The 13450-nt window shown below is 40.1% G+C and carries 8 protein-coding genes and 1 pseudogene; all 9 read left to right on the forward strand.

Going from position 1 to position 13450, the window contains the following annotated elements; genetic code table 11:
- Positions 1–968 (forward strand): zinc-dependent alcohol dehydrogenase (locus QFZ28_RS27460; protein ID WP_307197794.1); only part of this gene is annotated, 968 nt, incomplete at its 5' end.
- Positions 965–2736 (forward strand): annotated as a pseudogene (locus tag QFZ28_RS27465) (thiamine pyrophosphate-binding protein). The gene QFZ28_RS27460 and the pseudogene QFZ28_RS27465, both read left to right, overlap by 4 nt.
- A gap of 83 nt (positions 2737–2819) precedes the next feature.
- Positions 2820–4229, forward strand: coding sequence for an aldehyde dehydrogenase family protein (locus QFZ28_RS27470; protein WP_307197795.1), 1410 nt, complete (start codon positions 2820–2822; stop codon positions 4227–4229).
- 540 nt (positions 4230–4769) lie between these two features.
- Positions 4770–6662: an alpha/beta hydrolase family esterase gene (locus QFZ28_RS27475; RefSeq protein ID WP_307197796.1), complete on the forward strand. Its 1893-nt coding sequence runs from the start codon at positions 4770–4772 to the stop codon at positions 6660–6662.
- 93 nt (positions 6663–6755) lie between these two features.
- Positions 6756–8852, forward strand: coding sequence for an S-layer homology domain-containing protein (locus QFZ28_RS27480; RefSeq protein ID WP_307197797.1), 2097 nt, complete (start codon positions 6756–6758; stop codon positions 8850–8852).
- A 130-nt stretch (positions 8853–8982) separates the two neighbouring features.
- On the forward strand, positions 8983–10779 hold the full coding sequence (locus QFZ28_RS27485) for an alpha/beta hydrolase family esterase (RefSeq protein WP_307197798.1): 1797 nt from the start codon (positions 8983–8985) through the stop codon (positions 10777–10779).
- A gap of 193 nt (positions 10780–10972) precedes the next feature.
- Complete coding sequence (locus tag QFZ28_RS27490) at positions 10973–11212, forward strand: hypothetical protein (protein WP_307197799.1); 240 nt, start codon at positions 10973–10975, stop codon at positions 11210–11212.
- A gap of 65 nt (positions 11213–11277) precedes the next feature.
- Positions 11278–11829 (forward strand): shikimate kinase, encoded by a 552-nt coding sequence (locus tag QFZ28_RS27495; RefSeq protein ID WP_307197800.1) that lies wholly within the window; start codon positions 11278–11280, stop codon positions 11827–11829.
- Positions 11830–12371: 542 nt separating this feature from the next.
- Positions 12372–13439, forward strand: a complete 1068-nt coding sequence (locus QFZ28_RS27500) for an LLM class flavin-dependent oxidoreductase (RefSeq protein ID WP_307197801.1) — start codon at positions 12372–12374, stop codon at positions 13437–13439.
- Positions 13440–13450 lie beyond the last annotated feature (11 nt).

Genomic DNA, 13450 nt, shown 5'->3' on the forward strand with positions numbered 1-13450 from the left:
GGGAACTAGAACTAAAAGAATTTTCATTCGAATCCCCTCTCAGGGATGATGATGTGAAAATCAAATTGATATATGGAGGTATTTGCGGGTCAGATATTGGTGTTTATAAGGGTAAAATCGGCCATGCAAAATATCCAATCAGACCAGGACATGAGTTAGTGGGAAGAATAATGGATATAGGTAAAAATGTGAATTTAGAGATAGGAACAAAGGTTGTTGTTACCCCAAATACCTTCTGTGGAGAATGTGAGAATTGCCTCAAAGGTTATAGAAATATTTGCATTTATAAGGAATCACTAGGGGTAAATGTTGATGGCATATTTTCTGAAGAAATCATTATTTCTTCAAAATATGTATTGCCTATACCCGAGGAACTTGAAGATAAGAAAGCGGTTTTAATTGAACCTTTTGCTGTCATATCACACGCCTTTGAAAAAGCTCGAATAACAAAAAATACAACAGTTGCGGTGATCGGATGTGGGACTGAAGGTACTCTTGCCATAGCACTAGCAACCTATTTAGGTGCAGAGGTCACGGCAATCGATATTAACCAAACGAAACTGGAGAAGGTTAAAGCTGCTTTTGGAATAAATATTCTCCTCCCTCATGAGGTGAAAAATGAGAAATTTGATGTTGTGATAGAAGCGGCGGGTGTCAAGCAGGCTGTAGAACAGGCAGTCCGGATCGCCAAACAAGGTGGTTCCGTTATATTAATAGGATTAACACCGGAAGCGACATTACCAATTATTGAGATTGTTAGAAATGAGATTACTATACACGGGTCTATTATTTATAACTTTCCGGAGGATTTCTATAAGTGTGTCACCTATTTACTTAATGATGATTTTGAAGTCAGTCCCATTATTTCTAATATATATCCTCTCAACGAGTATAAAAAGGCTTATATATATGCTATTTCAGGTCAATGCGGAAAAATTTTATTAGATTTTCAAGGAGGTTCTCAATGAAACAACTCATTTCCTATCAATTGGTGAATTATCTTGAAGAAAGAGGGATTGAACACATCTTTGGATTGTGCGGACATACTAATATCGCCGTTTTATCAGCTTTAGAAAATAGTAAAATTAAATTTGTGAATGTAAGGCATGAGCAAGTTGCGGCCCATATGGCTGATGGCTATGCAAGAGTAAAGAAAAAATCTTCAGTCCCTTCTCAGTCATTTGGGACCTGGGCTGACGAATGCTGCAACTGGTGTTGCCAATGCAGCATTGGATTCCATTCCTATGGTTGTGATCGCTGGCGATGTTCCAACACATTACTATGGAAAACATCCCCACCAGGAAGTAAATCTTCATGGAGATGCGACACAGTATGAGATTTACCGGCCTTTTGTAAAACGTGCCTGGAGAGTTGACAGCCCACATTTATTCCCAGAGATTCTTGAAAAAGCTTTTCAATTAGCCGAAAGTGGGAATCCGGGACCTGTATTAGTTTCTGTGCCTATGGATATTTTTTCAAAAGAGATTGAAACTTCTTTTTTCGAAAAACAAAAGCGGAATGCAAAATCCCTCTATAAACCATCCATCGACAATGAAACCGCCAAGAAAGTGATTCAAACTTTGGCAGATGCCAAAAACCCAATCTTCTATGTTGGAGGCGGAGTTATGTTGGCGGATGCTGCTACACAGCTCAGGGAGTTAGTAGATCGATTGAATATGCCAGTAGCCTATTCATTAATGGGTAAGGGTGCAGTTTCAGATGAGCACCCGCTAACGTTAGGCATGACTGGTTTTTGGGGCACTAAGTTTATTAATGACAAATGTAAAACAGCAGATTATATTTTTGGTTTTAGGAACCCGCTTCGCTGAAGCAGATAGCAGTTCATGGGAACCGGAATATACCTTTAATTATCAACAAACAAAATTAATCCAAATCGACATTGATCCGAGTGGAATTGGCAGAAACTTTCCAGCTGAAATGGGGGTTGTAGCAGATCTTAAACAAGCCTTGACTGTGTTAAATCATGTTGCGAAAGAATTGTTCCCTTACGGGGTACAGCGTGATTCTTTAGACAAATTGAAAGAAGAGATTGCGGACTATCGTAAAAAGTTTAAGGAAAGCAATCGCCAGTTTATCGAAGATGATTCCTTTCCAATGATGCCTCAACGGATTGTGGAAGAGGTCCGGCAAGTCCTACCTAAAAATGCGTTGATTACAACCGATGTTGGCTGGAATAAAAATGGTGTCGGCCAGCAATTTCCAATTTATGAGGCGGGTACAATCTTGACTCCGGGTGGATTCGCAACAATGGGATTTGGCGCACCGGCTGCACTAGGTGCAAAAATTGCTGCTCCGGACCGAGTCGTTGTGTCATTGGTTGGAGACGGAGGATTTGGTCAAAATCCAGCCGTACTCGCAACAGCGGCGGAGGAGAGTATTCCAGTTATATGGGTCATTATGAACAATTTTGCCTTTGGCACAATAGCAGGGCTGCAAAAGGCTCATTTCGGAACCACTTTAGGGACAGTATTTCAGAAGGACGGAAAGCCTTATTCTCCAGATTATGCTGCGATTGCTAAAGCCTATGGTGTTGAAGGAATAAAGGTTGAAGCAGCAGAGGATTTTAAGCCAACCTTAGAGAAAGCAATCAAAGCAAATAAACCTATTGTCATTGATGTGGCTATGTTAAATAACCCGGTTCCAACCGATGGACACTGGAATATCATGGACATTTACTCTCCTGGGAAAAATGTTCATCACGTTACTGTATCATAAGTGTTTAGCCTTAGGATCTAAATCTTTAGATCGATCTAATAAAAGGGAGGTAATTTTAGTGTCAACAAAAGCAGTAAAAAAAAATGACCGAGCTTACTGAAGAGCAACAGCAGGAATTAGATTTCGCTTTTGAAAAAGCCAGAAACGCAATGAAAATAATAGAATCCTATAGCCAAGAAAAGCTGGATCGCCTATGTCAGGCCGTTGCTTGGGCGGTATCTAACAAAAAAAACTTTACAAGATTAGTAGATATGGGCATTGAGGAAAGCAGGCTCGGAGACCCTGTGAGTAGGATGGGGAAACGAATGAAAATTCGTGGAATTCTTAGAGATGCTCTAAGGCAAAGAAGTGTTGGGATTGTGGAAGAAATTCTAGAAAAAGGAATTATAAAATATGCTAAGCCTGTTGGAATTATTGGCTCCATTGTTCCTACCACCAATCCTGACCTAACTCCAGCGGGGACAGCCATTTACGCTATAAAAGCAAGGGATGCTGTGATTTTTTCACCACACCCGCGTTCTAAAAAAACTTCGTTTGAAACCGTCCGGATTATGCGTGAAGCGCTCGAACGCGAAGGGGCACCGGCTGATTTATTACAGTGTTTAACATTAGTCAATATCCCAATGACGAAAGCGCTTATGGAGCGAGCTGATCTTGTCCTTGCAACGGGTGGCAAGGATATGGTGAAAAGTGCCTATAGTTCCGGAACACCGGCTTACGGTGTAGGAGCAGGAAATTCGACAATGATTATTGATGAGACAGCTGACATCAAAGAGGCAGCACTTAATACGATGCTAAGTAAAACTTCAGACTATGGTTCAGGTTGTTCAGCGGATGGAAATTTAATTATTAGTGAAAATGTTTATGATTCAATGATTGAAGAGTTAGTGAGAGTTGGCGGATATTTAGCTACTGAAGAAGAAAAAGCAAAACTTAGGGCTGTTATGTGGGATGATGCAGGTCACAGACTTCCAGCTACTGTCGCAATTGCACCCCAGGAATTATCAGAAAAGGCTGGTTTCACTATTCCTAATGACCGTAAATTTATTATCGTCAATGGAGATGAAATTGGTAAACAGTATCCATTTTCCGGCGAGAAATTGACGACTCTATTAGCTGTATACCAATATGAGGGTGAATTTGAAAATGCGCTTGATATGATGAGGTCGATTTATGAGGTGGGAGGAAAGGGACACTCGTGCGGTATCTATTCTTTCAATGATGATCATATTCACCGACTTGCTCTAGCCGCACCTGTTAGCAGGATTATGGTTCGCCAGCCCCAGTCGAAAGCAAATGCTGGGTCATTTACGAATGGTATGCCGATGACATCAAGCCTTGGATGCGGGACGTGGGGTGGAAATATTATCTCTGAAAACGTTAACCTGAAGCATTATATGAATTACACATGGGTGTCAAAACCTATTCCGGAAGATAAACCATCTGATGAGGAGTTATTCGGAGAGTTTTACGATCCTGAGCTAGAAAAGTAGCCCAAAAAGTTAGAATCTATTGAATTAGGCTGCTCTAAATTACAAAAATGAAGACATTGGGCAGCCTCTTCTTTTGTTTTATTTAAGTTCAATATCCCGTTCATGAGGATAGCGCGTGGTTATTAATACTAGGGGAAAATCGAATAACATGTGAAATCTGTTATGTGCGTCCCCAGATCAGTACTCTAGTAAACTTTTTCTACTGGAACGCCAAGGGGGTGCTGCTTATAGAGAAAAGTGGTTACAACTAGTTTCTAATTGTAGAATTATGAATTTGTGCAAAAATGGTCAAGTAATAAAAGTATTTCGATTCAGTGATTAATTTACCGCAAAAATGAAAGCGGATTCACAATACGATTCCTTCATTCATTTTTAATGTTATGTGACCATAACAAAGTGTTATTTTTACAATACATCTGCTGCCTAACGGAAAGGTTGTCTAATCCCAAAATTTCTTTTATCAAAATAGTCATAGTATCGTATCGACAGTGAACTTGACATCTATTATCAAGGCCATTAATGAAAAAGGAGAAAGATATTATGAAATTATTAAAAAAACTAGAAGTGGTTTTTTTAGTCATAGTTCTTTTGGTAACAGGAGTCAGCACCAGCCATGCTGTAAACAAGGGATCAGAATTAGTACCCCAGGTATATACGGGGCCGACTCCACCCCCCATCGATACTTCCCTTGGTAATAAGCTGCCTGTAACAGGCTATTACGTGGAGGAGGTCTCTGTAGGTGATACAACAAGGACGTCGAAGGTATTCATCCCTGAAGGGGCTCCCATCCGGAGCTATTTCACCGTTATTAGCGTTCCGGACGGTTGGAAAACCGAGGATTTCCTTGTTAAAAGCGGTTGGATGGATATTGCGAGTGAACGCAAAGAAGGCTTGTTTGTACTCGAGCCCGACCAGTCAACAGGCAAATGGGGTAGTGTAGATGCCGAGGGTGAGTACATCACCGCTGCCTTGAAAGTAATGGAAGAAAGGAAATTTTATTCCACCCATGGCGTTCACTACATGGCCGGGTACGGTTCTGGCGGAACGGCCTTGCAAAACTATGTAGCCAACAACCCGTTGTCTGTAATTAGCACCGTGTTTATTGATACTGAAGATCTAAACAATCTGGAAGAAATAGGTGCACAGCAATTTACTTTCAGCCCAAAGTTTTCTGAAACCGGCTTAGATTCTCGTTTTACTTCTGTTTCTTACAATGAAGTGCCTTTACCTGTCTGGTTTGTAAATCAGAAGGCGTCGAACATTTCCAATCTCCTTTCGTACTGGAAGGGAGCCAACGATGTTGTCCAGCCTGAAAGAAATGGAAATGGGGTTGGCAACCAGAAAGGCGTTTTGGAATCCAACAGGAATGGAGGATTTGGAGAGGTATATTCCCAGAGGGAAGATTCTAATAGGATAACCACATGGTATAGCGATCCAGTTTCGAAGGTTGCTCTTCTTGAGAAGAAAGTCAGATATGAAGATAAACAGTTTACTAGGCAAGTTTATCAATTCCTGTCCTATTACACTCGTTATGACAATACCACGGTTTTCGGAAACGTGCTTGGGGTAAGGCCGAATTACGAGAAGCTGGGCATTGATATTAAAAACATGACTGTTATTGAGAGTGACGGCCAGGTCTGGAACCGTGAGTACATGGTGTATGTACCGAAGAATTCCAATAAGATCTATCCTGAGGGAGCTCCAGCAGTTTATGTTTTTCCGGGCGGCAGCCAGCCTAACAGGCTTTTCTTTGATGCGACGCGCTGGTGGGAGATTGCGGATAAATACGGATTTATAATTGTCGTACCTTGCTCACAGTATTCCGCCAATCCCGATACTCCGCTGGAAACTAGATGGAACTATTTAAATACGGATCTTGATAAGAGAGCCGATGACTTCGAATTCGTTAAAAAGTTAATCGCTCAAGTCGATTCAGACTACAACACTGATCCTAACAGACGATATGCCGCCGGGCACTCAAATGGCTTTATGTTTGGAAATGCCATTGGTTACAGAATGCCGGAGTATTTCACTGCTATTGCCGGTTCAGGTGCTACCTCGAATCCAATATCTGACAGCGCCACTTCAGTACTGCCTATCCATGTGAATTGGGGAGAAAATGACAATAGCAGTTACAACCTTTCGCAGCCAGGAAACCTAAGAAATGTTGTCTCGTACTGGCTTGACAGAAACGGCCTTGGCCATATTGACGCTCCTACGGATGTTAAATATGGTATCGGGATGCTTCAACGGACAACGATGTACAGCTGGGCCAATGAGCAGGATATCCCTCTGGTACAATACAGTGTTACTGCAGCAAGAAACCACAATGTCAGTGTAGACAGCCTTTGGACATTCTGGGAAGAATGGTTCTCTAAGTGGACAAAGGATAAAGAAGGAAACCTTTACTATGAAGGACAGTTGGTTAAGTAAATTTTAACGATCCTGACAATGGTAATGAAAAATAAGAACCGTCGATCAGGACGGAAAAAAGTATGCAGGATACGATAACGGGGAGGTATGGTTGTGTTGAGAAATCTAAAAAAATCTAAGTTTTTCTTAATGTTGTTGATAGCTGTCATGTTACTTCCAAGCTCTTTTTATGCATCCACACAGAACGAAAATAAAAAGGTGCTAAAAGGGGATTTAATGAGTAAAGCTGAATTTGTCGGGAAGATTTCCACCTATTTCGCCTGGCCGCATCCAAGTGATTACAACGATATTTGGAAGGCTCCTCTTAAGCAATTTAACGATGTGAAAACTACAGATCAATACGGTAAAGAAATTGAGGCTGCTTATGAGGAAGGAATCATAAATCCTGATACTGAGGGCAACTTCAATCCTAACAACGAGATCTCCCGCCAAGACGCTGCGGTTATACTTGCCAATGTGTTTAAAATTACTGAGTCGGACAATGCGGCCAAATTTTCAGATTACGAAAGTATTAGTCAAGAAGCAAGGGGCAGTGTAAATGCACTGGTAGAATGGGGCTTCATGTCTGGAAGAACGCCTGATTTGTTCAAGCCAAATGAACCTATTAAGAGGTCGGAAGTTGACAAGATTTTCAATAATATAACCAGCAAGATAGTTACCCCCGTTCAAGCATTACCGAAACAAAATGCTGTCGCTCCAAGACGTTATGTGAAGCTGTACACTCCTACTCCAGGCGCTACCATTTACTATACGACAGACGGATCAGAACCAACGACTTCCAGTAAAGTATACACAGTTGAATCCACGGGACACATTAATGAAATGCTGAATAATAGTCAGCTGCCTGAGCGAACAGTGGTATATAAGGCCATCGCAGTAAAAGACGGAATGGTAACAAGTCCTGTTCAAACTTTTACTTGGCATCTTTATCGTCCTGTCATTGATGAGTTCCAGCACAAACTGATTAAGGAAAAAACCAGCACCAGTCCGGCAGTATATCAACTTTATAACGATTCGGAATCTGTACGCCCAATGGCTTGGTATATCGAAGGTCAAGACAAGGGTATCCTGTTCGATGCATTACAGACTAGGGCCGATGCGAAAAACCTGAAAGAGTATATCGATGAAAATATTGCTAAAAAACCTTATTCCGTGGTCGTCGGGCACTCCCATGGGGATCACATGGCCCAGGCACCAAACTTTGCAGATGACCACGACATCTATGTGAATGAACGCGGATGGGCTTCTATTAGTTCTGTCCTAAATCATCCGGAGGATCAGGCTAAAGTTAAAAATATTGATGAGGGCGATATTATTGATATAGGTGGTAGTAAGCTTCACGTGTATGCCCTACCAGGGCACGACCACAGTGATATCATCCTTCAAGACAAGCAAAATGGATTGATATTCGCGTCTGATATCTACGGCTGTACTAGAGCAGGTTCTGCAGACAATGTAGCTGTAATGGGAGTAAAAACAGACCTTTTCCTATCCCTTGTTCAGCAAACCTATTCTAATTTCAAGAAAGACGGCGGCAAAATTACTCAAATATTTACCGGACATGATGAATCATCACTTGAGGCTAGTCATCTAGGAATCTACGAAGCTGCCTTGCAGCAGGTAATTGATAAGGGTGAAGCAGGCACTACTCCAACTTTGCGCGGTAATAATGATGCCCCTAACAGCCGAACAACTATTATTGGTGATATGTGGAAGGATGGCACTAATTGGGTGGCCATCAAGCTTCCTGGTATAAAGGGAGACAATACAGAGTATCTGACTTCATCACCAATAAACTATAATGGCCAAGACGGATTCATGAAATATTCCGTGCTCTCCAATATTGAAATTGAAGGAGGGAAGCTCGTTGGAAAGACGGTCCAGTGGGCACAATCAAGGTCGTTCACATGGGCAGGAAACACTATATCCGTAAACAACTCATTACCAAACAAGTTTGATCCTTGGTCATATGTTTACACGATTGAAGTGCCTAAGTCTAATGATAGCCTAACGCTCATTCCGACAACTATGTCTACAATGGTCAAATCAATCAGGATTAATGGCAAAAAAGTAGATTATCGTTCAAGAACAACTATACCTGTCTCTGACGGTTCCGTTATCACCATTGACATAATAGCACCGGATAAAGTTACAACTAGTACTTATACGTTCACGGTAGATAAAAAATAACATTTATGATGGTTCATCGATGGGTAAAGCAAAGTAAGTGTCTATTGGCGGCCGGCACTTAAAAAAAGCTTTGCCCATCACTTAAAAATACCTGAAGATTAAACAAAAAGTAGATCGGGGGAGTAATGGAGTGAAAAGTAAAAAACTATTTTCTGTGATTGCTGCTTCACTAATGTTATCGGGTACAGTCATACCAGTTTCAGGTACAGTTATGCCAGTTTCAGCAGCATCTAATAACGCTGCAGATATAACACAAACACAACTAAGAGCCATTTCACTAGATGGAATGGAAAAGCCCTCCATCGATATCACAAAGGGAAACAAATTGCCATTGACAGGTTATTTCACCCGTAATGTTACAGTTGGTGAGAAGACTCGATCGGTTAAGATTTACGTAGCACCGGATACAACCGTACGCGATTACTTCACGGTCATTGCAGCACCGGACGGCATGTCTACAGAAGAATTTCTAAAGAAAAGCGGCTGGCTGGACATTGCCAATAAAAAATCAGAAGGTTTGTTTATTCTTGAGCCAGGTGAAGGTGGCTGGGGAACTGCTGAAGAAGAACTTGCTTATATCAACGAAACGTTCAAAATCATCAGGGATACCAAATATTACAATACCTTTGGTCTATTCTATCTTGCAGGATATGGTGAAGGAGGTACAGCACTCCAGGCATGGGCCATGGAAAACCCGTTATCTGTAATCAGTTCCACCTTTATTGAAACGAAAGATCTGGATACAGATTTTATGGAAAAAACTGGTGCGAAAACATTCACTGAGAATAAAACTATCTCCTACAGCGAGGTTCCGGTACCAACCTGGTTTGTGAACAAGGATTTACATTCAGTGAAAAATCTCATTGAATATTGGAAAAAAGCAAATGACACCGTTGCTAAAGGTGAAATCTCAGCAAACAGCGCTATGGGCAGTACAGTCTTTATGCAAAAAGCAGATTCCAATAATATTGTTACCTCTTATAGTGATGTCCGCTCTCAAGTAGCGGTTTTTGAAAAAGGGGGCAATGGAGTTTATAGTAAAGGTTTTACACAGAAAGTAAATGATTTCCTCTCTAATTATACACGTTATGACAGTACTACTATTAACGGAAATGTTCTCGGCGATAGACCTGATTATGAAGCAATGGGTGTAGAAATCAAGGAAATGGATCTGGATGGTTATAAACGTGAGTATCTAGTATACGTACCAGAATCCGCCCCTAAGGAAAATATTCCTGCAGTATTTGTCCTTGCCGGAAATACACAAACTGCCCGCGTATTCTTCGATGCCAGCCATTGGTGGGAAGTGGCTGACAAATATGGGTTCATGCTTGTGATGCCAAGTGAGCAATACAATTCCTCTACTGAAGTGACCTGGAATGTAAATTATGCTCCGAATAAGCAAGACGACTTCGTATTCCTTGAAGAGGTCATTAAACAAATCGATAAAGATTATAATGTAGATCCTGGAAGGCGTTATCTTACTGGTCAGTCTCTTGGTTCCATGTTCACTAATTATGCAACTGCAGTAATGCCAGAATACTTTGCCACTGTCGGGTCCACTTCCGGGCCACTTTTGAGACCACTTGAAGGAAAAACCGACAAAATGCCGGCCTACTTGCTCTTTGGTGAATATGACATTTGGAGCTGGGATTTTACTAGAAATGGTCAAACCAAAAATACAGTAGAATACTGGCTTAATAGAAATAAGCTAGGTGGTTTCGACGACGCCGTAGTGACGACAAAAGATAGATATAAAACGTACACATGGTACGATGAAAATGATATCCCAATGTACAAATATACCCAGACGAAGGATAGAGCCCATAACTTTATCGTGTCTGAAGTGTGGGAATTATGGGAAGAATGGTTTTCACATTGGAAAATGGACGAAGATGGAGTCCGTCACTACATTAAAAACCAGTAAGACTTTCAATTTTCGTACATTTTGTTCCTCTTACAATAGTCCTGTAAAATGGTGAAATAATAAACAAGGGTTTAGTTCCTTCTTCTAACAGTAACTTTGAAAGAAAGCCCCTAGAAAAAGATCTCTCTTGGGGCTTTCTAATGTCATTTCTTAATTATAAATAAAGTATGATCTTATGATGGGGGGACACACCATGTCTTTTTACGGTAAAATGTTTAGTACTTTGGGGTATGAAACTTTGAGGGTATTACTAGGTGTAGATGAAGAGCCTTTGATAGAAGAAGAAAAAATGCAATTAACTCATTTAATAATACTGATGGAAAATAATCCAGACCTTAAGGGCAAAGTGACAGAAGTGATCAACAGTAATTTTGACGATCAAAAAAAATTAGAAATGCTATTTGCCCTTGAAAAAAAGGCAAGAATAGATTAAATTTTAAGAAAGGTGAAAAAATTAAAAGAAATTAATGATTTCTTTAGGAAAGAGTGCTATTTTATATGAACGGAAGGGTCTCGATTAGAGAAAAAAGTATTGTTATCATTGGATTTATGGGAGTGGGAAAGACGACGGTTGGGGAATTGGTTGCTAAGAAACTTTACCGGACTTTTATTGACATAGACAGAGTTATTGAGGAAAAATTTGATGGTCCTATTGTTAAAGTATTTGAACAGATCGGTGAACAGGCATTTCGGAAATTAGAAAAAGAAGTTATTATGGATATCTGCACTCAAAGACTTAAAGTAATTTCTTTAGGGGGCGGAGCTTTTTTACAAGATGAAATACGTAAAATTACATTAGAAAATTGTATTGTCATTTTTTTAGATATTACATGGAAATTATGGAAAGAACGACTCAATATCATTATTGATAGTAGACCGGTATTACAGGGACTTACGATGGAAGAAATTGAAGATTTGTTTAATAGGAGGAAGGGCATTTATACGAATCATCATTCTAGACTTGAAACGGATCATTTAAATGCCAATGAAATTGCTGATTATATTGTTGATTCGTTGAAATTATCCTATGAGCTTTATGATCCTAATTAAAAAACGTTTCTTACACTTTGTAAGAAGCGTTTTTTGTTTTTCTCCAATGCAATTGTTTGAAAGATTTCTTGTAGATGTTTTTTTACGGTACAGTGGCTTTTACAGGAGCAGTATTAGCTCCACTGTTTGTCCGTTCACAAAAGCCAAGGAATCAAATGCTCCAAAGTGATTTATGAACCACAATTAATTATGCGGTTGACATATTACATATTATCATTAATAAAATACAGGTGTCAGAACTCCTTGTAGGAAAATTACATGGAATTGTGACACTTTTTTTATGCCATGGATTGAAGGCTGCAACTTAAATTGATTTTGAGTTTCGCAGATATATCTTGAGTTTCTTAGATTATTTACTTAATGGTCTGTACTCTTACATACAATGTGTAATCTCTTATTTAACAGTTTGTAAGCTGATGAAGGCATTAGAATTCAAATACAATTATCTTATCGAATTACTCATTGACTTTATAAATCAATAGAGTCAGTTGGTAATTAAGAATTTTAACCTAAAAAAATTTTATGGAATGAGGGTGATGGTAATGGATTTTGGAATTTTTTTACCGATTGCGAATAATGGCTGGATCATTTCTAAGAATTCTCCGCAGTACATGCCCACATTTGAGTTAAACAAGGAAGTAACAATAAAAGCTGAGAACATGGGGCTGGATTTTGTTCTATCCATGGTGAAGTTTAGGGGCTATGGAGGGGAGACCGAGCATTGGGATTACGCGATGGATTCATTCAATATGATGGCGGGATTGGCAGCTGTTACAGAGAGAATTGGTATCTTTGCAACGGTACAGCCTCTCACTCTCCATCCTGCAATGGCGGCAAGAATGGCTGCAACAATCGATGATATTAGTAATGGACGATTTGGTATGAATGTGGTGGCCGGCTGGAATAAATATGAATATTCGCAAATGGGCTTGTGGCCTGGAGATGAATTTTATAATGACCGTTATAATTATGCCGAAGAATGGTTAACGGTGGTAAAAGGCTTATGGGACAATGGCCGTCTCACCCATAAAGGGAAATACTTTGACTTGGATGATTGTCTCTGTCAGCCGGCTCCCGTCAATAAATCGAATCCTCCCATTGTTTGTGCAGGGATGTCAGAAAAGGGTCTCCGTTTTACAGTAAAGCATTGTAACGTTAATTTCGTTGCAGGAGATCTGGAGCAAATAACCTCTGTAAGTGCAAAAGGAAAGCAGATTGCGGCAGAGATGGGGAAAGAAATCAAAACGTATGCTTTATATACCCTAATCGCAGCTGATACGGATGAAGAAGCACAGTCTATTTATCAGCATTTTATTGACGGAACCGATCAGGATAGTTTCTCGGGCTTACAAACCGCAAGAAGTAACGACAAGGCAGGATCGACGACTGAAAAATTGCTCGGGGATATTTATCTGGCTCCTACACTTACTGGTGCACCTGAAACCATTGTTGATTTTATTGAACACCTATCAACGAATACAGAGGTCGATGGTTTGTTATTTGCCTTTCCTGACTTTATTAAAGACACGGATTATTTTGAGGAAAAGATTTTACCTCTAATAGAAGCAAGGGGTTTGAGAAATAAAGTCATTCAAAAGATAGAAGCTTAAAGAGAAGGGAG

It is taken from the genome of Neobacillus niacini (genome assembly GCF_030817695.1).
GTDB classification, from domain to species: domain Bacteria; phylum Bacillota; class Bacilli; order Bacillales; family Cytobacillaceae; genus Neobacillus; species Neobacillus niacini_F.

What these genes read in the sequence shown, in the direction of transcription:
- QFZ28_RS27490 (WP_307197799.1), top strand. Translation starts at nt 10,973, where the DNA reads ATGTCTTTTTACGGTAAAATGTTTAGTACTTTGGGGTATGAAACTTTG.
- QFZ28_RS27495 (WP_307197800.1), top strand. Translation starts at nt 11,278, where the DNA reads ATGAACGGAAGGGTCTCGATTAGAGAAAAAAGTATTGTTATCATTGGA.
- QFZ28_RS27500 (WP_307197801.1), top strand. Translation starts at nt 12,372, where the DNA reads ATGGATTTTGGAATTTTTTTACCGATTGCGAATAATGGCTGGATCATT.
- QFZ28_RS27470 (WP_307197795.1), top strand. Translation starts at nt 2,820, where the DNA reads ATGACCGAGCTTACTGAAGAGCAACAGCAGGAATTAGATTTCGCTTTT.
- QFZ28_RS27475 (WP_307197796.1), top strand. Translation starts at nt 4,770, where the DNA reads ATGAAATTATTAAAAAAACTAGAAGTGGTTTTTTTAGTCATAGTTCTT.